Genomic DNA, 21,930 nt, shown 5'->3' with positions numbered 1-21,930 from the left:
GGCCGCGCGCACGCGCACGTACGCGTGAACGCACGCTGCACGCATGCCCGCAGCGGGCGTCAGCCGATCTCGATGAGCAGATCGCCCGCCTCGACCTGCTGGATCTTTCCGATCGCCAGCCGCGCGACCGTGCCCGCGGACTGGGCGGTGATGGAAGCCTCCATCTTCATCGCCTCGATCGTGGCCACCGTCTGTCCCGCCGACACCGAAGTGCCCTCCTCCACCTGGAGCGTCACGACGCCCGCGAACGGGGCGGGGACATGCCGGTCGTTGCCGCGCTCGGCCTTCTCGGCGGCCTTGACCTCCGTGGCCACGGACTTGTCCCGCACCGCCACCGGACGCAGCTGGCCGTTCAGCGTGGCCAGGACCGTACGGAAGCCCCGCTCGTCGGCCTCGGAGATCGCCTCCAGCTCGATCAGCAGCGTGACACCGGCCTCCAGGGTGACCGTGTGCTCGGTGTCCGGTTCCAGGCCGTAGAAGAAGTCCTGCGTGGGCAGTACGGACGTGTCGCCGTACGCCTCGCGATGGGCGTCGAACTCCTTGGCCGGGCCGGGGAACAGCAACCGGTTGAGCGTCGCCCGCCGGTCCTGGGCCAGCCCCTGGCGCTCCTCGTCCGACAGGGTCGGGTCCTCGGCCTGCGCGGGGCGGCCCTGGAGCGCGCGGGTGCGGAACGGCTCGGGCCAGCCGCCGGGCGGGTCGCCCAGCTCGCCCCGGAGGAAGCCGATCACCGAGTCCGGTACGTCGAACTTGCCGGGGTCGGATTCAAAGTCGGCCGCCTCGACGCCAGCTCCGACCAGGTGCAGGGCGAGGTCTCCCACCACCTTCGAGGAGGGCGTCACCTTGACCAGCCGTCCCAGCATCCGGTCGGCGGCCGCGTAGCAGTCCTCGATCAGCTCGAAGCGGTCGCCGAGGCCGAGCGCGATGGCCTGCTGACGCAGGTTCGACAGCTGTCCGCCGGGGATCTCGTGGTGGTAGACGCGCCCCGTGGGCGAGGTGAGCCCCGACTCGAAGGGCGCGTAGACCTTCCGCATGGCCTCCCAGTACGGTTCGAGCGCTCCGACCGCCTCCAGCGAGAGCCCGGTGGTGCGCTCGGTGTGGTCGGTGGCCGCGACGAGCGCCGACAGGGACGGCTGACTGGTGGTGCCCGCCATCGAGGCGACGGCGGCGTCGACGGCGTCGACGCCCGCGTCGATCGCGGCGATCAGCGTCGCGAGCTGGCCACCCGCCGTGTCGTGGGTGTGCAGATGCACCGGAAGGTCGAAGCGCTCGCGCAGCGCGGTCACCAGGGTGCGGGCGGCGGGCGGGCGCAGCAGGCCGGCCATGTCCTTGATGGCCAGGACGTGCGCGCCTGCCTCGACGATCTGCTCCGCGAGGCGCAGGTAGTAGTCGAGCGTGTAGAGCTGTTCGGCCGGGTCCGACAGGTCCGCGGTGTAGCACAGGGCGACCTCGGCCAGCGCCGTGCCGGTGGACCGTACGGCGTCGATGGCGGGACGCATCTGCGAGACGTCGTTGAGCGCGTCGAAGATCCGGAAGATGTCCATGCCGGTCGCCGCCGCCTCGGCGACGAAGGCGTCGGTCACCTCGACGGGGTAGGGCGTGTAGCCGACGGTGTTGCGTCCCCGCAGCAGCATCTGCGTACAGATGTTGGGCACCGCCTCCCGCAGGGCCGCGAGACGCTCCCAGGGGTCCTCGGCGAGGAAGCGCAGGGCCACGTCGTAGGTGGCGCCGCCCCAGCACTCCAGGCTCAGCAGCTCCGGTGCCGTGCGCGCGACGTACGGGGCGACGGCCAGCAGATCGCGCGTCCTCACCCGGGTCGCCAGCAGGGACTGGTGCGCGTCGCGGAAGGTCGTGTCCGTCACCGCGACGGCCCGCTGCGCGCGCAGTTCCGCGGCGAACGCCTCCGGCCCGAGCGCCGCGAGGCGCTGCCGGGAGCCTGCCGCCGGTGCCTGGTCCAGTGCGGCGGGAGGGAGCTTGGCAGCCGGGTCGATGACCTGGGGACGCGGGCCGTGGGGACGGTTGACGGTGGTCTCGGCGAGATAGGTGAGCATGCGGCTTCCGCGGTCGGCCGAGGGTCGCGCCCGGAGCAGTTCCGGATGCTCGGCGATGAAGCTCGTGGTGACACGGCCCTCGCGGAATCCGGGGTGGTCGAGCACGGCGCCGAGGAAGGGCAGGTTGGTGGCGACTCCGCGGATGCGGAACTCGGCGATCGCACGCCGTGCGCGGCGTGCGGCGTTGGCGAAGTCGTGTCCGTGGCAGGTCAGCTTCACCAGCATCGAGTCGAAGTGGGCGGACACTTCGGCGCCGGTGTGGACCGTGCCGCCGTCGAGCCGTACGCCGGGGCCGCCCGGGGAGCGGTACGCGGAGATGGTGCCGGTGTCGGGGCGGAATCCGTTGGCGGGGTCCTCGGTGGTGATACGGCACTGCAGGGCCGTGCCCGTGAGGACGATGTCGTCCTGCGTCAGGTTCAGCTCCGGAAGCGTCATTCCGTCGGCGATCCGCAGCTGGGCGATGACCAGGTCCCGTCCGGTGACCTGCTCGGTGACCGTGTGCTCCACCTGGATACGGGGGTTCATCTCGATGAAGACGTGGTTGCCGCGCTCGTCGACCAGGAACTCCACGGTGCCCGCGTTGACGTAGCCGATGTGCCGGGCGAACGCGACGGCGTCGGCGCAGATGCGATCGCGCAGCTCCGGGTCCAGCGCGGGAGCGGGCGCGATCTCCACGACCTTCTGGTGGCGCCGCTGCACCGAACAGTCACGCTCGTACAGATGGACGACGTTGCCCTGGGCGTCGGCGAGGATCTGCACCTCGATGTGCCGCGGGTTGACGACGGCCTGCTCCAGGAAGACGGTGGCGTCTCCGAACGCCGACTCCGCCTCGCGCATCGCCGCGTCGATGGAGTCCCGCAGCTCCGCGGGCTCGGTGACATGACGCATTCCCCGCCCGCCGCCGCCTGCGACGGCCTTGACGAACACCGGGAAGCCGATGGAGTCGGCGGCTTCGACCAGACTGTCCACGTCCGTGGACGGCTCGGACGACTTCAGTACGGGGACCCCGGCAGCACGGGCGGCGGCCACCGCGCGGGACTTGTTGCCGGTGAGGTGCAGAACGGCGGCGGGGGGCCCGACGAAGGTGATCCCGGCCTCGGCGCACGCGGCGGCGAGGTCGGGGTTCTCCGAGAGGAAGCCGTAGCCGGGGTAGATGGCGTCGGCGCCGGCCTTGCGCGCGGCCCTGATCACCTCGTCGACCGAGAGATAGGCGCGTACCGGGTGGCCCTTCTCACCGATTCGGTAGGCCTCGTCCGCCTTTGCCCGGTGGAGCGAGTTGCGGTCCTCGTAAGGGAACACGGCCACGGTGGAGATGCCGAGCTCGAAAGCCGCACGGAAGGCGCGGATCGCGATCTCGCCCCGGTTGGCGACCAATACCTTGCGGAACATCGTTGACCCCTGTCGTGTTGCGGGCGTACGGACTGAAGGTGGCGATGTCATTCCGGCTGCCGGGTCCGGCAGCCGCTGTTCCCGTGGACGGTACCGATCAGTAGGGGTGTAGTCGATCTCCTACGGACGGGAGCTACGTCACGCCGTCACCGGCAGTCGTCGGCGCGTCCCGGGCCGGTGGCCCGGGACGGGAGCTCCCTTCCCGGCTCCGCGCGGGCTCATTCGGCCGCGTCAGTGCTGGGCCGTGTCGAAGGGCCGCCGCGTCCGTGCTGTGCCGTGCCGAAGGGCTGCCGTGCCGGTGCTGGGCTGTGCCGAAGGGCCGCCGTGCCGGTCGGGTCAGCGCACGCGTCCCCGTGGTTTCAGCGGCACCGGCGGGAGGTCGGGGGCGGGCAGCGGGGCGCCGTCATAGCCCTTCACCTCGCCGAAGCGGGAGCCGCCCATCCAGTCCGAACGGGCCTGCGCGATCTCCTCGTTGGTGCGGCCGATGAAGTTCCACCACATGACCAGCTCCTCCTCGAACGGCTCGCCGCCCAGCAGCATCAGGCCGGCGTCCGACTCGGCGCGCAGCGGCAGTTCGGTGCGGCCGCAGCCGAGGTAGAGCATGGAGCCGGGCAGGACGGGCACGCCGTCGACGTGTGCCTCGCCGGACATCGAGAGCACGGCGTACTCGAAGTCGGGCTCCAGCGGGACACTCGTCTCGGTGCCGGAGGCGAGGGCCAGATCGGCGCCGACGATCGGTGTGTACGTCGAGCCCGGTGAGGCCGCGCCGTCGAGTTCGCCCAGGACGACCGTGGCGGTCAGTCCGGGAGCGGTGACGTGGGGCAGCTCGGCGTGGTGCTGGAAGTGGGGTTCCACGTTGCGGTGGGTGTCGGGGAGCGCGACCCACAGCTGGGCGCCGTGCAGCAGACGGGCGTGCGCCTTCGGGCTCTCCTCGGAGTGGCTGATCGCCCGCCCCGAGGTCATGAGCCCCAGCTCCCGCGGCCGGATCGTCTGCAGGCTGCCCACGCTGTCGCGGTGCAGCACCTCGCCCTCGTGCAGCCAGCTCACGGTCTGAAGTCCCATGTGCGGGTGGGGCGGGACCTGCATACCCGGTTCCTCGGCGATGTCGTCGGGACCGTAGTGGTCGACGAAGCACCAGGCGCCGACCATACGGCGGCCGAGGTTGGGGAGCAGCCGGCGCACTTCGGTGGACTCGCCGAGCTGGACGCGGCGGGGTGCGAGGAGTTCACGCACCGGCTCGGCGACGACGAAGCCCCTGCCGCCGCACACGGAGAGCGCGGCCTGCCGATCGAGATTGCTCATGGGGCCAACCTAGTCCTGTGCGCTGCCGATGCGCTGCACGGCACGGATACGGATACGGATACGGATACGGATACGGATACGGATACGGATACGGACGTGGAATATCGAATCCCGTTCTCCGGTTGCCGGGGTCATCAGGTGGGCCGGAGAAGGAGGGCGTATGAGCGACACGTACGACGACACGTACTACGAGTTCGGGACGCCGGCGGAGCGCTGGGACCGGGCGCGGTTCTTCTTCGACGCCAAGGAGTACGTGACCGCGGCGCGGATCCTGGCCGGGCTCGTCGCCGAGGTGCCGGAGCAGGTGGCGCCGCGGCTGCTGCTGGCCCGGGCCTACTACCACTCGGCCCGGCTCGGCAGGGCCGAGGCCGAGCTGAACGCGGTCCTGGAGCGTGATCCGGTCGAGCACTACGCCCGGCTCATGCTCGGCCGCACGCTGGAGCGGCAGGGCAGGCACGCCGAGGCCGCTCCGCATCTGCGGATGGCCGCGGCGATGTCCGGCGAGTTGCCCGACGTCGCCTGAGGCGGGCGCCGGGCGGGACACGGGAATGGGGCAGCGGGAGCCGGGACGGGCGCTCAGCGCCCGTCCCGGTACGCCTCCAGCAGGCGCAGCCACACCTCGCTGATGGTCGGGTACGCGGGGACCGCGTGCCAGAGCCGGCTGACCGGGACCTCCCCGGCGACGGCGACCGTGGCCGAGTGGAGCAGTTCGCCGACGCCGGGGCCGACGAAGGTGACACCCAGGAGTACCTCCCGGTCCAGGTCGACGATCATCCGGGCGCGGCCGCGGTAGTTGTCGACGTAGAGTCCCGCGCCGGCGACCGCGGCGATGTCCTGGTCGACCGCGCGCACCCGGTGGCCGGCGGCCTCCGCCTCGGCGAGGGAGAGGCCGACCGACGCCACCTCCGGGTCGGTGAAGACGACCTGGGGCACGGCGTCGTGGTCCGCGGTCGCGGAGTGCGCGCCCCAGCGGTCCGTTTCCAGCAGCGGTACGTGCTGGGCGCGGGCCGCGATCGCCGCGCCCGCGATGCGTGCCTGGTACTTGCCCTGATGGGTCATCAGGGCACGGTGGTTGACGTCTCCGACGGCGTACAGCCACTCCGTGCCGTCCACCCGGCAGCTTTCGTCGACCGGAAGCCAGGAACCGGGTTCGAAGCCGACGGTCTCCAGCCCGATGTCGTCCGTGCGCGGGGCGCGGCCCGTGGCGAAGAGGACTTCGTCGGTCTCGATCAGCTCACCGTCGTCGAGGACGACGATGACCGGACCGCCGGCATCGGTGCGCTGCACCGATGCCACGCCCACCCTCGTGCGCACGGTCGCGCCCGCCGCGGTGAGCGCGTCGGCGACGTGCTCACCGACGAAGGGCTCCATGCGCGACAGCAGCCTTGCGCCCCGCACCAGCATGGTGACCCGGGAGCCGAGGGCCTGCCACGCGGTCGCCATCTCCGTACCGACGACTCCCCCGCCCACCACGACCAGGCGGCCGGGGGCGGCCTGCGCGCTGGTCGCCTCGCGGCTGGTCCACGCCCGGGCGCCGGCCAGTCCCGGCAGGTCGGGCAGGACGGCGCGGGTGCCGGTGCACACGGCCACGGCGTGCCGCGCGGTCAGGACGTGATGCTCGCCCTCGGATCCCTCGACGACGACCTTGCGCGGGCCGTGCAGTCGGCCCTGTCCGCGGTACAGCCGGGCGCCGATCCCGTTCAGCCAGGCGACCTGGCCGTCGTCCTTCCAGTGCGAGGTGTAGTCGTCACGGTGGGCGAGCACGGCCTCGACGTCGAGCGGGCCCTGCACGTCCTGGCGTACGCCCGGGACCTTGCGCGCGTCGGCCTGGATCATGACGGGCCGCAGCAGCGCCTTGCTCGGCATGCACGCCCAGTACGAGCACTCACCGCCGACGAGTTCGCTCTCCACCACCGCGGTGCTCAGTCCGGCGGCGCGTGCCCTGTCCGCCACGTTCTCCCCGGTCGGCCCGGCCCCCAGCACCACAACGTCGTACTCCACGGCTTCCGTCATACGGACAGTGTGGTGCTACGTGTGCGCCGCGGCCACATGGGCAGGCGGAATACGGCCGCCCCATGCGCCGTTGTTGGGAGCGGTCCGATCGGACATCAGGAAGAGGTAGCGAGTAATGAGCACTGTCGAGCTCACCAAGGAAAACTTCGATCAGGTCGTCTCCGAGAACGGCTTCGTCCTGATCGACTTCTGGGCTTCCTGGTGCGGTCCGTGTCGCCAGTTCGCCCCCGTATATGAGAAGGCCGCGGACCGGCACCCCGATCTCGTCTTCGCGAAGGTGGACACGGAGGCACAGCCGGAACTCGCGGCGGCCTTCGAGATCCAGTCGATCCCGACGCTGATGATCGTCCGGGACAACGTGGCGGTCTTCGCCCAGCCCGGCGCGTTGCCGGAGCCTGTTCTGGAGGACGTGATCGGCCAGGCACGCGGGCTGGACATGGACGAGGTGCGCAAGTCCATCGCCGACGCGGAGCAGAAGCAGTAGAAGCAGGAGATCCCCGGCGCCGCCCGGGCCCGGGACACCGCGGGCCCGGGCGGCCGGGCCGCGGCCCGCGCCACGGCCGGTGATGTCGGTCGGTGATCGGTGGGGCGCCAACACGCGGTGACGGCAGGGGTGTTGGGCGTACCCGGGTTCGGACGTCAGCGCGGCGCCCGGTCCGAGACCAGGGCCGTCAGTCCGTAGTCCAGTTCGTAGCCGTCCACGAGCAGTGCCTCGACGGTGCGCGTGGCGGGGTCGATGTCCGCGACGATTCCGTGGCCGGAGTACCGCGGGTAGCCCGAGGCTCCGTTCTCGCCGGTGGCCTCCACGACGGCCGAGCGGACCGCGCTGTCCTCGACCGCCGCACCACCGCGGTCCTCGACGTGCTCGGGCACGAGCAGGATCTCGAAGCGCCGCGGAACTGTGCTCATGCCATGACGCTAGCCACGGACGGCCCACCGCGCATGTCAGCGCCCAGGGCTCTCGGGCCCCACGAGGTCACCGCCCGCTCAGGTGGACTCGCGCCGTACCACCGTCGCCCCCATCGGATCGTGCCGCTCCGGCGCACCGCCGGGCTCCCGCACCACGCGGTCCACGAGCTCCGCGAGGTACTGCCCGGTCACGAAGTCCATGCGCACCGTGCTGAGCCGGGGCCGCAGCAGCCGCCCCAGGAGCAGGTCGTCGGCGCCGATCACGGCGGTCTCGTCCGGGACGCGGATCCCGGCGTCCTGGAGGGCGCGCATCAGGAGCATGGCGTACTCGTCGTTGTACGCGTACACGGCGTCCGCGCCCAGCTCCCGCCACCGCGCCGCGAGCGCCTCGGCGGCGCCCTCCTCGTAGGCGAGGGGGACGGCTCGTACGGTCGCTCCCGCCGGCTCGGCGGCCTGGCGGACCCCCGCGAGACGGGGCTCGGAGAAGAGGTCGAGGCCGGGCTCCTCCGGCATGATCACCGCAATCCGCCGGCGACCGCGCTCCAGCAGATGCTCCGCGGCTCTGGCGCCCACCTCACGCTGGTCCATGACCAGGGAGTGCGCCCCCTCGACGTGCCGCGGGCCGAGCGTGATCACGGCTTTCGCGCCGGAACGCTTGAGCACCTCGACGCCGTGGGGCGTCAGTGCGATCTCCCCGAGCGAGACGATCGCCACGGGCCGCAGCTCCGCCCAGGCACGGGCGGCGGTGTCGCCGTCGAGGCCCATGCTGCCGTACTGCACGACGGTGTAGTCCAGGCGCCGCAGCGCCCACTGGATCTCGTTGAGGAAGCGGCTGTGCAGCGGGCCGACCGGGACCTGCCCGGTGGGCAGCAGCACCATGCGGGTGTGCCCGGCGCGCAGGCTGCGCGCCGCCGCGTGCGGCACGTAGCCCAGTTCCTCCGCGGCCTCACGCACCCGGCGGCGGGTGGGTTCGCTGATGCGTACCGCGGAGGTGTTGTTCAGTACGTAGGAGACGGTGGCGCGGGAGACCCCGGCCAGCCTGGCGACGTCGGCACTGGTCGGAACGGAGCGTTCTACGGAGCGTTCTGCTGACTGTCTCGGTGTCTGGCTCATCGCGTTCCGCATCTTTCCAGACCGGTCCCGTCCGGGCTCTGGCGGTTGGCCTGAAGTGGATGCTAGACAAGGGTCACACGCGTCACTGACACGAGTAATCGACTGCTGGGCAGCTCCGCATTCACCGCCCCGCTCCGCCGGCCGGAAGGCACCGACGTGCAGTTGCACACCCACACCTGGGGCGCGGGCGACCGCGTCGCGCTCCTGATCCACGGCATCATGGCCGACCATCGCACCTGGCGGAAGGTGGGGCCCGCGCTCGCCGGCCGGGGCTACCGGGTCGTCGCCGTCGATCTGCGCGGCCACGGCCGGAGCGGCCGCGCCGCCTCGTACACCGCGCAGGACCACGCCGACGATCTGGCCGAGACCCTCCCGACGGGCGCCGACCTGGCCGTCGGGCACTCGCTCGGCGGGCTCACGCTGTCCCTCGCGGTGGAGCGCCTCGCTCCGCTGCGGGCCGTCTACTCCGATCCCGCCTGGCATCTCGGCTCACCGGGGAACGGCTTCGACCCCGCGCAGTTCGCCGAGTTCAGGTCGGTCGCCACCCGGGAGCGGATCGAGCAGCTCAACCCGCGATGGGAGCGCGAGGACGTCGACATCGAGCTGGCGACCCTCGCGGTGTGGGACGAGGCGTCCGCCTTCGGACTGGCCGGACCGGCCGGTACGGACCTGCTGCCGGCGAAGCCGGTCGTGCCGTCACTGGTCCAGCGCGCGGACGGCAGCTCCCTGGTGTCGGCCGAGCAGGCCCGGCTCCTCACCTCGCGCGGTTTCGAGGTACGGACGGTCACGGGCGCGGGGCACACGATCCACCGCGACGACTTCGGCGCCTTCATGGCGTCGCTGGAGGGATGGGTCTGACGGCAGGTGGCGCACCGGGTGCCGACCTGGCCGGCCCGGCCTCAGGCAGCCGCCGGGAACGCCTCACGGAAGGCGCCCAGCGTGGTCCGGCCCGGTGTGCGGTCCAGGACGGCGAAGACGATCTCGTCGAAGTGTCCGGCGAACCGGCCGCCGTCGGTGAGCAGGGCCCTGAACGCTTCGGCGACCTGGGCCGGGTCGTTCCGGAACACCCCGCAGCCCCAGGCGCCGAGGACGAGTCGCCGGTAGCCGGTGGCGGCGGCCGTTTCCAGCACGCGCTCCGCCCTGGAGGCGAGGGCCCGCGGTATGCGGCCTGCCTGCTCGGGCGTGCGGCCGGTGATCACGCCCGCGTTGGGTGCGGGTGAGGTGAGGAAGCCCACCGTGTACGGCGTGTCGAGGAGGCCACCGCGGTCGTCCCGGAAGACCGGGACTCCGGGCGAGTGGATCACCCGGTCGGTGTAGAAGGGGCTCCGGTCCGCACGGTGGTGCGCGTAGAAGCCCGGAGCGGTCAGCAGCGTGGTGTAGAGCGCGGAGGCCCGGCAGAGCGCCTCCTCCTGTGCCTGGGCGCCGTTGAGGAAGCCGCCGCCGGGATTGCGGGCCGAGGCGAAGTTCAGGACCGCGACGGGCCCGCCGCCCCGGGCCGTCATCCGCCGGGCAGCCTCCAGGCTGCTCTCCCCGGAGACCTCGCATACGCTGAAACGGTCCGTGTCGGGGACCACCGGCACGGGCTCGGGCCCGAACATCCGTGTCCCCTCGACCGCGGCGGACAGATCCCCGCCGATCGTCACCGTGTGGCCGCCCGGTGCCCGGTAGCGACCCGCTTCGACGATCTCCTGGGTATGCCGCGCCATCCCCCGCAAACGTGCACTCATGCCCGAATCCTCGGTGATCACGAAAGGTGGCGGCAAACCTATTACGCCCCGCTTACGGCGCACAGGGGCACTCTTGTGCGAACCGTCGGCGGTGGCTTTAGGTGGACGGAACGCCATCGACAGGAGGAGATCGACCATGGCAGCACCAGGCTTCGGGGGCAGCGGTCCGCCGCTCACCGAGGACGACGCAGAAGACCTGCTTCGATGTATCTGCTTCAAGACGGGCCCGCCCCGCACCGTCGGAGTGGAACTGGAGTGGCTCGTGCACGATCAGCACCTGCCGCACCTGCCCGTCGCGGCCACCCGGCTCGACCGGGCCTTCGCGGGGCTGCGGACCCTGCCCCTGGCCTCGGCGCTCACCTTCGAGCCCGGCGGCCAGCTGGAGCTCAGCTCCCCGCCCGCCGCCTCGCTGATGGAGTGCATCGACTCCACCTCGGCGGATCTGACCGCCGTCCGGACCGCGCTGGCGGGTTCCGGACTCGCTCTGACCGGTCTCGGTCACGACCCCTGGCTTCCTCCGCGCCGACTGCTGCGTGAGCCGCGGTACGACGCCATGGAGGCATGCCTCGACCGCACCGGGCCCGCCGGCCGGTCCATGATGTGCTCGTCCGCGTCCGTACAGGTGTGCCTGGACGCGGGCTTCGAGGAGCCCGGCCCCCTGGGCCTCGGCCGGCGCTGGCAGCTGGCACATCTCCTCGGCGCCGTGCTGGTCGCGGCGTTCGCCAACTCGCCGTCCGGAGCGGGCAGACCCACCGGCTGGAAATCCACCCGTCAGGCCCTGTGGACGGAGCTCGATCCGCGCCGGGCCCTCGCACCGTCGCCGGACACGCCGCCGCGCGAGGCCTGGGCCACGCACGTCCTGGACACACCGGTGATGTGCATACGTGCGCAGGACGGGCCCTGGCCGGTGCCGGAACGGCTGACGTTCCGGGAGTGGATACGGTCCGGGGCGCCCCGGCCGCCCTCCCGCGCCGATCTGGAGTACCACATCACCACGCTGTTCCCGCCGGTACGCCCTCGCGGACATCTCGAACTGCGCATGATCGACGCGCAGTCCGGCGAGGACGGCTGGAGGGTCCCGCTCGCCGTCACCATGGCGCTCTTCGACGATCCGGAGGCGGCGGAGACCGCCTACCGCACGGTCAAGCCGCTCGCCGAGACGGCCGGGCCGCTGCCCGCGCCGCGCAATCCGCTGTGGCAGGACGCCGCACGGTTCGGCCTGGCCGAGCCCGAGCTGCACAGCGCCGCCGTCACCTGCTTCGCCGTCGCCCTGGACGCGCTGCCCCGGCTGGGAGCGTCCACGGCCGTGCAGGACGCGGTCGCCGCGTTCCACGACCGCTATGTCCTGCCCGGCCGCTGCCCGGCCGACGACTTCACGCTCCTCAGCAAGGAGACCAGCTCATGAACGAGTCCCCGGTGGTGCCGGACGACGTGCTCAGGGAGCGCGCCCTGGAGGCGCTGACCACCGCACGGGCCCGCACCGCACTGCTCACGACCTGCGTCGACGACGACGAACTCACCGCCCAGCACTCGCCGTTGATGTCCCCTCTCGTCTGGGACCTGGCGCACATCGGCAACCAGGAGGAGCAGTGGCTGCTGCGGGCCGTCGCCGGGCGTGACGCGATTCGGCCCGAGATCGACTCGGTGTACGACGCCTTCGAGCACCCCCGCGCCGAACGCCCCACGCTGCCGCTGCTCTCCCCCGCCGAGTCCCGGACGTACGCCTCCGACGTACGCGGGCGGGTGCTCGACATCCTCGAAGCGCACCCGCTGAGCGGCGGCCCGCTGGTCGATTCCGCGTTCGCCTTCGGGATGATCGCGCAGCACGAGCAGCAGCACGACGAGACGATGCTGATCACCCATCAGCTGCGGCGCGGTCCGGCAGCCCTCGACGCGCCCGAGCCGCCCGTCGGCGGCACCGCCGGCCTGCCGGCCGAAGTGCTGGTCCCCCAGGGTCCGTTCACGATGGGGACCTCGGCCGAGCCGTGGGCGCTGGACAACGAGCGGCCCGCGCACCGCCGCGACGTACCGGCGTACTTCATCGACACCACGCCCGTCACCAACGGCGCCTTCCAGGCGTTCATCGCGGAGGGCGGCTACACCGACGAGCGCTGGTGGGCGCCGGAGGGCTGGGACCAGATCCGCAAGCACGGCATCACCGCGCCGTTGTTCTGGCGGCGCGAGGGCGGCCAGTGGCTGCGCCGCAGGTTCGGGGTGACCGAGCCGGTGCCGGAGGACGAGCCCGTCCTGCACGTCAGCTGGTACGAGGCGGACGCGTACGCCCGCTGGGCCGGGCGGAGGCTGCCGACGGAGGCCGAGTGGGAGAAGGCCGCACGGCACGATCCCGTCTCCGGCCGCTCGCGGCGCTATCCGTGGGGCGACGAGGACCCGACCGCGACGCGGGCCAACCTGGGCCAGCGGCATCTGCGGCCCGCGGCCGCCGGGGCGTACCCGGACGGTGCCTCGCCACTCGGGGTGCGGCAGCTGATCGGCGACGTGTGGGAGTGGACGTCGAGCGACTTCCTGCCCTACCCGGGCTTCCTGGCGTTCCCGTACCGCGAGTACTCGGAGGTGTTCTTCGGGCCCGGCCACAAGGTGCTGCGGGGTGGTTCGTTCGCCGTGGACCAAGTGGCGTGCCGGGGCACGTTCCGCAACTGGGACCTGCCGGTGCGCCGGCAGATCTTCTCCGGTTTCCGCACCGCCAGGGACGCCTGATGTGCCGTCACATCGCCTTCCTGGGGCGGCCGACGGCTCTGGGCGAGCTGCTGGTGGAGCCGCCGTACGGACTGCTGCGGCAGTCCTGGGCGCCGCGCCGGCAGCGGTACGGCACGGTCAACGCCGACGGTTTCGGCGTCGGCTGGTACGCCGAGGGCGATCCGGTCCCGGCCCGCTACCGCCGTGCCGGGCCGGTCTGGGCCGACCAGTCCTTCGCGGACCTCGTCCGGGTGGTCCGCAGCGAGGCGCTGCTGGCCGCCGTGCGGGACGCGACCGAGGCGGGCGCGGACGGTGAGGCCGCGGCGGCTCCGTTCGCCGCCGGGCCGTGGCTGTTCAGCCACAACGGCGCCGTCAGGGGCTGGCCGGGCAGCGTCGCGCCGCTCGCCGCCGCGCTGCCCGCCGCCGAACTGTTGTCGCTGGAGTCGCGCTGCGACTCGGCGTTCGTCTGGGCCCTGGTGATGCACAGGCTCCGGGACGGCGACGAGATGGGCGAGGCGCTCGCCGGGACCGTCCTGGAGGTGGCGGCCGCCGCCCCGGAGTCCCGGCTCAATCTGCTGCTCACCGACGGTGTGACGATCACCGCGACCGCCTGGGGCGACACGCTCTGGTATCTGGCCGGCCCCGGCCGGAGCACGGTCGTGGCCTCGGAGCCGTACGACGACGACCCCCACTGGTGCGAGGTGCCCGACCGCACGCTGCTCGCGGCCACCGGTACCGACGTACTACTGACCCCGCTCAAGGAGCCATCCGCGTGAGCCCGTTCCAGCTGACCCGCACCCTGCCCGAGGACGCCACCAGCGCCGCGCTGCGCACCGATGTGCTGCGCGGCCTGACCCGTACGCCCAAGGAGCTGCCGCCCAAGTGGTTCTACGACGCCCGCGGAAGTGAGCTGTTCGAGGAGATCACCCGGCTTCCCGAGTACTACCCGACCCGCGCCGAGCGGGAGATCCTCGTGGCCCGGGCGGCGCAGATCGCGGCGGCGACCGACGCCCGCACCCTGGTGGAGCTGGGCTCGGGTTCGTCGGAGAAGACCCGGTATCTGCTGGACGCCCTCGACGGGCTGCACAGCTATGTGCCGGTGGACGTCAGCGAGAGCGCGCTGACCGGGGCGGCCCGGTCACTGCTCGCCGAGCGTCCGGACCTCCATGTCCACGCGCTGATCGCCGACTTCACCCGGGTGCTGGCCCTGCCGGAGACACCCGGGCCGCGCCTCGTCGCCTTCCTCGGCGGGACGATCGGCAACCTGCTGCCGGCCGAACGGGCCGCGTTCCTGAAGTCCGTACGGGCCCTCCTCGCGCCGGGGGACGCGCTGCTGGTCGGCACGGACCTGGTGAAGGACGAGCGGGTCCTGGTCGCGGCGTACGACGACGCGGCCGGTGTCACCGCCGAGTTCAACAAGAACGTGCTGGCGGTGATGAACCGGGAGCTGGGTGCGGACTTCCCCGCGGACCGGTTCGGGCATGTCGCCGTGTGGAACGCGCGGGAGGAGTGGATCGAGATGCGGCTCCGGGCGCGGGAGGCGGTGAGCGTGAAGATCCGCGAGCTGGACCTGGTGGTGCCGTTCGAGGCGGGTGAGGAGATCCGTACGGAGGTGTCGGCGAAGTTCCGTCAGGAAGGGGTGCGTTCCGAACTCGCGGATGCCGGGATGAAGCTGGTCGAGTGGTGGACGGACGCGGAGGGCAGGTTCGCGCTGTCCCTGTCGACGGCGGTCTGACCGGGGATTGCCACACGCACCAGGTGCGGGGCGGCGGCGTGGTTGCCCGCCGTCGTCCCGGCCACGGCGCGCTGTGCCGCGCGGGCCAGTGCGCGGCGGTCGGGGTGGGCGGCCGCAGGGATCGGCGGCAGCAGCGTGATCTCCGCCGTGAGCCCGGCGGCCGTCGCGACCCGCCAGAGCGAGGTGGCCAGCGGATCGTCGCCGACGAACGCCGCGGCACCGACGGGCCCGTAGCTGATCCGTACGGGCTGCACGGTCGCACCGGCGTCGATCGCCGCCTGGAACGCCGCGTGCCGGAAGCGCCCCTTCTCCCTGCCGCACCAGGTGGACCCCTCGGGGAAGACGATCACCCGTGCGCCGGACCGGAGCCCCTCGGCCATGACCCTGACAACCCCGGGCAGGGCGCGCAGTCTGTCCCGGTCCACGAAGAGCGTCCCGCCGAATCCGGCGAGCGGCCCGAGGACGGGCCACTGCCGCACCTCGCGCTTGGCGAGCATCCGTCCGGGCAGCACGGCGGCGACGAGCGGGATGTCGAGCCAGGAGATGTGGTTGGGGACGACGAGCGTGCCGGCCGCCGGGCGCTGCCCGGTGCCCGGCGCGCTCGCGGGCACGGGACCCGTGATCCGTATCCGTACCCCGAAGGCCCGGATCACGGTGCGGCACCACAGCCCGACCAGCCGGGCACGGCCCCGCGGGCCGAGCGGGATCGCCAGCGGGGACAGGACGACGCCCGCGAGGACCGCCGACGCACCGGCGATCAGCCGCAGGACGGCGGTGAGCCGCCCGACGGTCGGCCACTGCGGGCTCGCGCAGCCGGCCGGGGTGCAGGGCGCGGTGGGAAGCCAGACGCTCATTTCACCGGCGCCAGCGAGAGGAAGTGGCGCAGGTAGCGGGGGTTGGTGCGGCGCAGCGACAGCAGGACGTACAGGTCGGCGACGCCGAAGTCCGGGTCGTGGGCGGGCGCGCCGCACACCCAGGCGCCGAGGCGGAGGTAACCGCGCAGCAGCGGCGGGAGCTCGGTGCGGCCCTCGGGGCGGGCGATGCCGTCGGCGCTCCAGAGCTTGTGCGGGGTGACCCAGTACTCCTCGGGGGCGAGGTGCTTGGCCTTGACCGTGTCCCAGGTCGCGGCCGCGAGCGTGCCGCCGTCGGCGAGCGGGATCGAGCAGCAGCCGGACAGCCAGGTGTGGCCCGTGCGGGTCATGTAGCGCGCGAGGCCCGCCCAGATGAGGGCGATGACGGCGCCGTTGCGGTGCGCGGGGTGGACGCACGAACGGCCGACCTCCACGAGGTCGTCGCGGATGGGCTCGAGCCGGGCGAGGTCGAACTCGGTCTCGGAGTACAGCCGGCCCGCGACCTTCGCGCGCTCGGGCGGCAGCACCCGGTAGGTGCCGACGACCTCGCCGGTGTCCTCGTGGCGCACCAGGATGTGGTCGCAGTACGCGTCGAAGGCGTCGATGTCGAGGCCGGGCTCGGGGCCCTCCAGCCGGGCACCCATCTCGCCGGCGAACACCTGGTGGCGCAGCCGCTGTGCGGCCCGTACGTCGTCCTGGTCACGGGCGAGGGACACCACGTAACGGGGTTCGGCGGCGGACATGAGCGGGGCCGGGACGAGGGCTGGCGATGCGGGCATGGCGGTCTCCTTGCCGGACGGTGGGGACGGACCGCGCCTGCGGCGGTCCGGCACCTAACTAATTCCGTGACCGGCTGGATTCGACATGACGGGGGTGCGGAGTGCGGATGTGCGCCATCTGAATGACGGGCGACCGCGGGCGGCGAGGGGGCACCGGAGCCTCACGTGAGCGCCGGGCACCGTGCGATCAGCCGCTTGCGAGGGTGTCGGAGATGCGGTCGGAGGCGTTCCTGGCGGCCTTTCCCGGATCGTCGCCCCGCAGCACGGCCGTCATATACGGCTTGATCGGGTTGTCCTCCTCGACGGCGGCCCACTGCGGCGAGTTCGGTGTGGCACGGCCCCGGGCGGCGCCGGCGGCCATGGCGGCGGTGCCCTCCTGCCCCTCGATGACCGGTGCGAGAGTGGTCTTGTTGGGTACGTAGCTCATGGTCCTGGCCAGATCGGTCTGCCAGCGTTCACCCGCGAGAGCCTTGACGACCTCGATCGCTGCGGCGCGTTCGGAGGCTTTCCTGGGAATGATCAGATCGGAGCCGCCCGTGAAGACGGCGCCGGGTCTCTCGGCGGTCTTCCCGGGGACGGGGAAGAAGCCGAGTCTGCCCTTCAGCGCCGGGTTCTCCTTCTCGATCAGTGTGGCGGCCGACGGGGTGGTGATGATCTGGGCGACGTTCCCCTCGGCGAACACACCCGTCTGCGGTGGCGTCATCTCGTCCGCGTTCTCCGGGCCCTCGCCCAGTGCCTGGAGCTTCTTGTAGAACGTCATCCCGCGCACCGCGGCGGGCTCGTGCAGCGTTCCCTCCCAGACGCCGCCGCGGTCGACGGCGAGGTCACCGCCCTCGTCCCAGATGAACCCGGCCAGGGTGTACCAGTCCTGTCCGGAGAGGTAGATGCCCTGGTTGCCGTGCTTGTTGAGCTTCTCGGTGTCCTTGATCCACTGGGCGCGGGTCTTCGGGGGCCGGGTGATCCCCGCCTCGGCGAAGCGGTCCTTGTTGTAGACGACGACACGGTTGGCGGCGTACCAGGGGATGCCGTACTGCGTGCCGCGGACGCTGCCGGGCTGGGCGAGGCCCGGCAGCCATTCCTCGCTGCCGAGATCCCGTACGGACTCCAGCGTGAGGTCGAGCAGTCCGTCGCTCTCCGCGTACTGCGCGACCTGGGTGTTGCCGACCTCGATGACGTCCGGAGCCTCGTCGCTGTCGAGGGCGGCGGTGACCTTCTTCCCGATCCCGGTCCATTCCTGGAAGGTGATGTCCAGTTCGATGCCGGGGTGGGTCTGCTCGAACTCGGTGGTGAAGCGTTCGAGGAAGTCGTCGGAGACGCTGTCCTTCATCAGCCAGACCCTGACCGTCCGGTCGCCGGAAGCACTGCCGGGCAGCAGTGCGCATCCGCTCGACGCGGTGGCGGACGCCAGGGCGAGGGCGCAGGCCAGCATGCGGTTCTTCACGTGAGGTCACCTTCTCGTGTGGGCACGGAACGGGAACCCGACGTGGGGGGAGCGAAAAGTTCGCGCGGGTGTTGGCCGGATTTTGGTATGGACCAATCAGATGGTCAACCCTCCGTGCCACCGGGCGGGCGAGGGGACGCCTCGCCCGCCCGGCCCGGGGCACCCGGTCACTGGCTCGCGGGCACCGTGTCCTCGAAGGCCGTGCCGGCCGACCGGTAGGCCGCGACCTTGGCCGCCACCTGCGCCGGGGTGAGCACCTGGTCCTTCACGTGCAGCACGTAGTCGACCTTCTGGTCGTAGGCGCGCGGCGTGGTGCTCGGCTGACCCGCCAGGTCGATCAGCCAGTGGTTGAAGTTGATCGACATCGGCCGCTCGGGCAGATAGGTGTGCCGGCCGAACTCCTGCCCGTCGACGTAGTAGACGATGTTGTTGTTGTCGATGGTGAAGACCAGGTCGTGCCAGCCGGCGTAGCTGGCCCGGACCTCGGAGTGCTGGTTGACGGCCTCCCAGGGGTCGGGCCGGTAGGTCTCCCACGAGGTGGAGTAGAGGATGCTGGACGGCTCGCCCCAGCCGCCGTTGGGCAGGTACTCGAAGTCGTACTCGGCGTAGTCGTCCGCCATCGGCGCCTTGAGGTCGTTGATGGTGAAGAACGTCTGGACGAGGCGGTCGCCGTCCGGGCCGCCGTTCTTGGGCGTGTCGGAGAACTTGACGCGCGCCGCGTAGGTCCCGTTCCTGAACTTCGAGGCGCGGGTCAGGACTTCGGTCATCTCCGTCGACTGGGCCGTACCCGCCGTGGACGTCTCCAGGTTCATCACCGAGTTCGTCCCCTCCAGGGCGAAGGTGACGTTCTCGGGGGCCCAGGTGGCGCCGGGCACCCCGGGGCCGCCGGAGTTGGACCGTACGCTCCAGCCGTGTGCGCTGATCGCCGGGTCGGTGTGCGAGGTGTAGGTGAAGTCGTCGAAGAGGGCCGCGCCGGTGGGCGGCGGGTCGGTCGGATCGGTCGGATCGGGGTCGGGGTCGTTGCCCGCCGGCGCCGTGCCCCAGACCAGGCTGCCGCCGACGGTCGCGGTGACCTTGGTCCAGTCCCCGTACGCGGTCTGGGTGGGCCCGAAGGAGTAGTCGTCGCTCTGGACGAGGGACTGCCAGTTGGAGCGGTAGAAGCGCAGCTGCATGTCGCCGGTGTCGGCGCCGGGGGCGAGGCTGCCCGCGCCCGCCGTGAAGCCGATCTCCAGATAACGGTCGGCGGTGGCGGTCGGGTTGGCGAGAGTCCCGAAGGTGCCGGTGATGTTGGCGCAGCCCTTCACCGCCCAGGAACAGGCGTAGGTGTACGAGGCGCCGGCCTCGGCCTTGAAGTAGTAGCGGAGCTTGACCTGGCCGAGCGCGACGGAGGCGGAGCCGGTGTTGACCACCTTGAACCAGGGCTCGGCCTGGTCTCCGCCGGTGGAGCTCTGCCGGTACTGGACCTTGACCTGCTCACCGGCTGCCGCCGCGGGCACCGCGGTGAGCGTGGCGCAGCCGACGCCGGCGACGAGGGCGGCGGCGAGGGCCGCGCGTATCCGGGTGCGTCTGAGGTTCATGAGCTGTCCTCTCCTGAGGCGTTGGTGGGGGGCCGGCGCGGCACACCGAGAGTGTCGAGCCGGACGCGGTGGTGGTGCAGCCGCTCCTGGAAGCCGGGCCAGTCGCGGCGGCCGGACCAGGCGGTCTCGGCGAGTGCGCACAGCCGGGGGAAGGACAGGTACTCGGCGTGCGCGGGCGTGGGCACGTACTCGGTCCACAGCTGGGCCTGGGTGCCGAGGACGCGGGCGGCGGCCTCGGGTTCCCAGTCGGCGGGGGCGGGTTCGGTCTCGTGGACCGTGCGCAGGTCGACGATGCCGCCGGGCTGGCCGGGCGGTTCGCCGGGGTCGTCGGACTGCGGGTAGTCGAGATAGGTCGAGCGGTACGGCGCCATGATCACGTCGTGGCCGCGGCGCGCGGCGGTGAGACCGTGGGCCGCGTCGCGCCAGGGCAGGACGGTGAAGCCGGCGGGGAGGTCCTCGCCGGTCTCGGTCCATCCGAGAGGGGTCCGTCCGGCCGCGGTGAGATGGGCCCCGATCCGCCGCATGAACCAGCCGTGCAGGGCCTTCGGTCCGTCGAGCCCCTCGTCGGCTGCCCGGCGGAGCGCGGCCGGGGAGCGCTCCCACTCGGTCGTCGGGCACTCCTCGCCGCCGATGTGCACATGGCGGCCGGGAAAGGTGTCCATGACCTCGTCGAGGACCGTCCGGCAGAAGTCGAGGACCTCGTCGTGGACGCCGAGGACGGTGTCGCAGACACCCCACTGCCGCCACACACCGAGGCGCCGGCCCGGGTCGTTGCCGAGGTGCGGATAGGCGGCGAGGGCGGCGCGCACATGGCCGGGCATCTCGATCTCGGGCACGACGGCCACTCCGCGTGCCGCGGCGTGGGCGACGAGGCCGGCGAGCTCGGCACGGGTGTAGGCGCCGCCGTGCGGGAGGCCGCCGACCTCGGTGAGCTCGGGGTAGGCGGCGACGGGCATGCGCCAGCCCTGGTCGTCGGTGAGATGGAGGTGGAGGACGTTGAGCTTGTGCAGGGCCAGCAGATCGACGTAGCGGCGCAGGAACGCGACCGGCTGGAAGTGGCGGGCGACGTCGAGCATCGCGCCGCGCCAGGAGAACCGGGGCACGTCGGTGATCTGTACACAGGGGACGGACCAGGTGGTGCCCCGGACGGGGGTGTCCGAAAGGGCGTCGGGCGGCAGGAGCTGGCGGAGCGTCTGGATGCCGCGCAGCAGTCCTTCGAGGCGGGCTGCGCGCAGCAGGACGGCGTCGGGCCCGGCGGTGAGTCCGTATCCCTCCGTTCCGAGTCCGATGAGGGCCGGGTCGAGGGCGAGGACGACCCGTCCGTCGGAGTGGGTGGGCAGGGGCAGTCCCGTGGCGGGGGTGAGGAGTTCCCGCAGGAGCACGGCTGCGTGCTCCGCGCCGGGGGCGACGCGCAGGGCGGTGTCCGTGTCGAAGGTGAACCTGCCGGACAACGGGGTGAGCCGGTGGGGGCTCGGGACGATCGCGGGCGCCGGGCGCGGGGGTGCGGACACGACGCGCCCCCTATCCCTTGACCGCGCCGCCGGTCAGCCCGGCGGCGACCCGGCGCTGGAGCACCAGGAAGAGGAGGAGGACGGGCAGGGCGAAGAGGGTCGAGGCGGCCATCGTGGCGCCCCAGTCGGTGCCGAAGACGTTGGAGAAGGAGGAGAGCCAGACGGGCAGGGTGCGGTCGTCCTGGTTCTTGATGATCAGCATGTTGGCGAAGGCGAACTCGTTCCAGGCGGTGATGAATCCGAAGAGCGAGGTGGCGAGCAGTCCGGGGGCGAGCAGCGGGAGGGTGACGCGGCGGAATGCCTCGGCGCGGGTGCAGCCGTCGACCTGGGCGGCCTCCTCCAGCTCGACGGGGACGGCGGCGAGGAACGACCGCAGGGTCACGATGGTGAACGGCAGCGTGATCATGAAGTAGATGAGGGTGAGCGTCGGCAGCCGGTCGAGCATGTCGGTGTCGCGGGCGATGACGTACATGGGGATGAGCAGCGCCTCCCAGGGCGCGACCTGCGCGATGAAGACCATGAGGATGAAGGCCCTGCGGCCCTTCCAGCGCATCCGGGAGACGGCGAACGCCGAGCCCAGCGCGACGACGAGCGCGAGGACGACACAACTGAGCGTGACGAGCAAGCTGTTGCGCCAGAACTGGGTGAAGCCGTCCGCGCGGACCGCCGTGGCGAAGTGCTCCAGCGTGAGCGACGCCGGCCAGAAGACCGGGGTCTCCGCCTGGATGTCCCGGGTGGGCTTGAACGCGGTGAGGATCATCCAGTACACGGGGAACACCGAGAGGACGAAGACGATCAGCGCGCCCGCGTCGAGGGGCAGTCGGCGCAGGATCGGGGGCGC

At 72.0% G+C, this 21,930-nt stretch carries 20 protein-coding genes; 7 read left to right on the top strand and 13 right to left on the bottom strand.

What is annotated here, in order from left to right; genetic code table 11:
* Window positions 1-59: 59 nt before the first annotated feature.
* The 3 genes from ACIQMR_RS11880 to ACIQMR_RS11870 all read right to left on the bottom strand — a co-directional run bounded on the left by ACIQMR_RS11880 (window position 60) and on the right by ACIQMR_RS11870 (window position 4,874).
* The gene (locus ACIQMR_RS11880) at window positions 60-3,437 is read right to left on the bottom strand and encodes a pyruvate carboxylase (protein WP_401385253.1); all 3,378 of its coding nucleotides are present in this window, start codon (window positions 3,435-3,437) and stop codon (window positions 60-62) included.
* 336 nt (window positions 3,438-3,773) lie between these two features.
* Window positions 3,774-4,739: a pirin family protein gene (locus ACIQMR_RS11875; protein ID WP_401385252.1), complete on the bottom strand. Its 966-nt coding sequence runs from the start codon at window positions 4,737-4,739 to the stop codon at window positions 3,774-3,776.
* A 9-nt stretch (window positions 4,740-4,748) separates the two neighbouring features.
* On the bottom strand, window positions 4,749-4,874 hold the full coding sequence (locus ACIQMR_RS11870; protein WP_401385251.1) for a hypothetical protein: 126 nt from the start codon (window positions 4,872-4,874) through the stop codon (window positions 4,749-4,751).
* A gap of 25 nt (window positions 4,875-4,899) precedes the next feature.
* Here ACIQMR_RS11870 and ACIQMR_RS11865 point away from each other — a divergent pair, with 25 nt between their 5' ends.
* On the top strand, window positions 4,900-5,262 hold the full coding sequence (locus tag ACIQMR_RS11865) for a tetratricopeptide repeat protein (protein WP_401385250.1): 363 nt from the start codon (window positions 4,900-4,902) through the stop codon (window positions 5,260-5,262).
* Between the two features lie 53 nt (window positions 5,263-5,315).
* Here ACIQMR_RS11865 and ACIQMR_RS11860 read toward each other — a convergent pair whose 3' ends face one another.
* Window positions 5,316-6,752, bottom strand: coding sequence for a dihydrolipoyl dehydrogenase family protein (locus ACIQMR_RS11860; RefSeq protein ID WP_401385249.1), 1,437 nt, complete (start codon window positions 6,750-6,752; stop codon window positions 5,316-5,318).
* Between the two features lie 115 nt (window positions 6,753-6,867).
* On the opposite strand from ACIQMR_RS11860, the gene trxA reads away from it, so the two are divergent.
* On the top strand, window positions 6,868-7,236 hold the full coding sequence (trxA, locus tag ACIQMR_RS11855) for a thioredoxin (RefSeq protein ID WP_266385548.1): 369 nt from the start codon (window positions 6,868-6,870) through the stop codon (window positions 7,234-7,236).
* 155 nt (window positions 7,237-7,391) lie between these two features.
* Here the strand turns inward: trxA and ACIQMR_RS11850 are convergent, their stop codons facing one another.
* Window positions 7,392-7,661 carry a hypothetical protein gene (locus tag ACIQMR_RS11850; RefSeq protein WP_266385551.1) on the bottom strand — a complete coding sequence of 90 codons (270 nt, stop codon included), beginning with the start codon at window positions 7,659-7,661 and terminating at the stop codon, window positions 7,392-7,394.
* A gap of 78 nt (window positions 7,662-7,739) precedes the next feature.
* A complete protein-coding gene (locus ACIQMR_RS11845) occupies window positions 7,740-8,774 on the bottom strand; it encodes a LacI family DNA-binding transcriptional regulator (RefSeq protein WP_401385248.1) in 1,035 nt (344 codons plus the stop codon).
* Window positions 8,775-8,930: 156 nt separating this feature from the next.
* On the opposite strand from ACIQMR_RS11845, the gene ACIQMR_RS11840 reads away from it, so the two are divergent.
* Window positions 8,931-9,632: an alpha/beta fold hydrolase gene (locus ACIQMR_RS11840; protein ID WP_401385247.1), complete on the top strand. Its 702-nt coding sequence runs from the start codon at window positions 8,931-8,933 to the stop codon at window positions 9,630-9,632.
* Window positions 9,633-9,673: 41 nt separating this feature from the next.
* Here the strand turns inward: ACIQMR_RS11840 and ACIQMR_RS11835 are convergent, their stop codons facing one another.
* Window positions 9,674-10,501, bottom strand: a complete 828-nt coding sequence (locus ACIQMR_RS11835; RefSeq protein ID WP_401385246.1) for a TIGR02452 family protein — start codon at window positions 10,499-10,501, stop codon at window positions 9,674-9,676.
* Between the two features lie 136 nt (window positions 10,502-10,637).
* Here ACIQMR_RS11835 and egtA point away from each other — a divergent pair, with 136 nt between their 5' ends.
* The 4 genes from egtA to egtD are packed head-to-tail and all read left to right on the top strand — an operon-like array spanning window position 10,638 to window position 14,930.
* Window positions 10,638-11,906 carry an ergothioneine biosynthesis glutamate--cysteine ligase EgtA gene (egtA, locus tag ACIQMR_RS11830; protein WP_401385245.1) on the top strand — a complete coding sequence of 423 codons (1,269 nt, stop codon included), beginning with the start codon at window positions 10,638-10,640 and terminating at the stop codon, window positions 11,904-11,906.
* Window positions 11,903-13,216 (top strand): ergothioneine biosynthesis protein EgtB, encoded by a 1,314-nt coding sequence (gene egtB, locus ACIQMR_RS11825; protein ID WP_401385244.1) that lies wholly within the window; start codon window positions 11,903-11,905, stop codon window positions 13,214-13,216. Before egtA ends, egtB begins: the two co-directional genes overlap by 4 nt.
* The gene (gene egtC / locus ACIQMR_RS11820) at window positions 13,216-13,971 is read left to right on the top strand and encodes an ergothioneine biosynthesis protein EgtC (RefSeq protein WP_401385243.1); all 756 of its coding nucleotides are present in this window, start codon (window positions 13,216-13,218) and stop codon (window positions 13,969-13,971) included. The genes egtB and egtC overlap by 1 nt, the downstream gene beginning before the upstream one ends.
* Window positions 13,968-14,930, top strand: coding sequence for an L-histidine N(alpha)-methyltransferase (egtD, locus tag ACIQMR_RS11815; protein ID WP_401385242.1), 963 nt, complete (start codon window positions 13,968-13,970; stop codon window positions 14,928-14,930). The genes egtC and egtD overlap by 4 nt, the downstream gene beginning before the upstream one ends.
* Here egtD and ACIQMR_RS11810 read toward each other — a convergent pair.
* The 6 genes from ACIQMR_RS11810 to ACIQMR_RS11785 form a co-directional block, all read right to left on the bottom strand.
* Window positions 14,825-15,784, bottom strand: coding sequence for a lysophospholipid acyltransferase family protein (locus tag ACIQMR_RS11810; RefSeq protein ID WP_401385241.1), 960 nt, complete (start codon window positions 15,782-15,784; stop codon window positions 14,825-14,827). The genes egtD and ACIQMR_RS11810 overlap by 106 nt on opposite strands.
* Complete coding sequence (locus ACIQMR_RS11805) at window positions 15,781-16,560, bottom strand: GNAT family N-acetyltransferase (protein ID WP_401385240.1); 780 nt, start codon at window positions 16,558-16,560, stop codon at window positions 15,781-15,783. The genes ACIQMR_RS11810 and ACIQMR_RS11805 overlap by 4 nt, the downstream gene beginning before the upstream one ends.
* 187 nt (window positions 16,561-16,747) lie before the next feature.
* Window positions 16,748-18,001, bottom strand: a complete 1,254-nt coding sequence (locus ACIQMR_RS11800) for an extracellular solute-binding protein (RefSeq protein ID WP_401385239.1) — start codon at window positions 17,999-18,001, stop codon at window positions 16,748-16,750.
* A gap of 167 nt (window positions 18,002-18,168) precedes the next feature.
* Window positions 18,169-19,578: a cellulose binding domain-containing protein gene (locus tag ACIQMR_RS11795; RefSeq protein ID WP_401385238.1), complete on the bottom strand. Its 1,410-nt coding sequence runs from the start codon at window positions 19,576-19,578 to the stop codon at window positions 18,169-18,171.
* Window positions 19,575-21,089, bottom strand: a complete 1,515-nt coding sequence (locus ACIQMR_RS11790; protein WP_401385237.1) for a beta-N-acetylhexosaminidase — start codon at window positions 21,087-21,089, stop codon at window positions 19,575-19,577. Before ACIQMR_RS11790 ends, ACIQMR_RS11795 begins: the two co-directional genes overlap by 4 nt.
* 10 nt (window positions 21,090-21,099) lie before the next feature.
* Window positions 21,100-21,849, bottom strand: a complete 750-nt coding sequence (locus ACIQMR_RS11785; protein WP_358663229.1) for a carbohydrate ABC transporter permease — start codon at window positions 21,847-21,849, stop codon at window positions 21,100-21,102.
* Between the last annotated feature and the right edge of the window lie 81 nt (window positions 21,850-21,930).

The sequence above is a fragment of the Streptomyces sp. NPDC091376 genome (assembly GCF_044757085.1).
GTDB lineage: Bacteria > Actinomycetota > Actinomycetes > Streptomycetales > Streptomycetaceae > Streptomyces > Streptomyces pratisoli.
This window is presented reverse-complemented; position numbering and strand designations above follow the sequence as displayed.

Excerpts from the sequence above, each read along its gene's own strand:
- ACIQMR_RS11880 (WP_401385253.1), bottom strand. The coding sequence starts at position 3,437 with ATGTTCCGCAAGGTATTGGTCGCCAACCGGGGCGAGATCGCGATCCGC.
- ACIQMR_RS11875 (WP_401385252.1), bottom strand. The coding sequence starts at position 4,739 with ATGAGCAATCTCGATCGGCAGGCCGCGCTCTCCGTGTGCGGCGGCAGG.
- ACIQMR_RS11870 (WP_401385251.1), bottom strand. The coding sequence starts at position 4,874 with ATGACCCCGGCAACCGGAGAACGGGATTCGATATTCCACGTCCGTATC.
- ACIQMR_RS11865 (WP_401385250.1), top strand. The coding sequence starts at position 4,900 with ATGAGCGACACGTACGACGACACGTACTACGAGTTCGGGACGCCGGCG.
- ACIQMR_RS11860 (WP_401385249.1), bottom strand. The coding sequence starts at position 6,752 with ATGACGGAAGCCGTGGAGTACGACGTTGTGGTGCTGGGGGCCGGGCCG.
- trxA (WP_266385548.1), top strand. The coding sequence starts at position 6,868 with ATGAGCACTGTCGAGCTCACCAAGGAAAACTTCGATCAGGTCGTCTCC.
- ACIQMR_RS11850 (WP_266385551.1), bottom strand. The coding sequence starts at position 7,661 with ATGAGCACAGTTCCGCGGCGCTTCGAGATCCTGCTCGTGCCCGAGCAC.
- ACIQMR_RS11845 (WP_401385248.1), bottom strand. The coding sequence starts at position 8,774 with ATGAGCCAGACACCGAGACAGTCAGCAGAACGCTCCGTAGAACGCTCC.
- ACIQMR_RS11835 (WP_401385246.1), bottom strand. The coding sequence starts at position 10,501 with ATGAGTGCACGTTTGCGGGGGATGGCGCGGCATACCCAGGAGATCGTC.
- egtA (WP_401385245.1), top strand. The coding sequence starts at position 10,638 with ATGGCAGCACCAGGCTTCGGGGGCAGCGGTCCGCCGCTCACCGAGGAC.
- egtB (WP_401385244.1), top strand. The coding sequence starts at position 11,903 with ATGAACGAGTCCCCGGTGGTGCCGGACGACGTGCTCAGGGAGCGCGCC.
- egtC (WP_401385243.1), top strand. The coding sequence starts at position 13,216 with ATGTGCCGTCACATCGCCTTCCTGGGGCGGCCGACGGCTCTGGGCGAG.
- ACIQMR_RS11810 (WP_401385241.1), bottom strand. The coding sequence starts at position 15,784 with ATGAGCGTCTGGCTTCCCACCGCGCCCTGCACCCCGGCCGGCTGCGCG.
- ACIQMR_RS11805 (WP_401385240.1), bottom strand. The coding sequence starts at position 16,560 with ATGCCCGCATCGCCAGCCCTCGTCCCGGCCCCGCTCATGTCCGCCGCC.
- ACIQMR_RS11795 (WP_401385238.1), bottom strand. The coding sequence starts at position 19,578 with ATGAACCTCAGACGCACCCGGATACGCGCGGCCCTCGCCGCCGCCCTC.
- ACIQMR_RS11785 (WP_358663229.1), bottom strand. The coding sequence starts at position 21,849 with ATGATCCTCACCGCGTTCAAGCCCACCCGGGACATCCAGGCGGAGACC.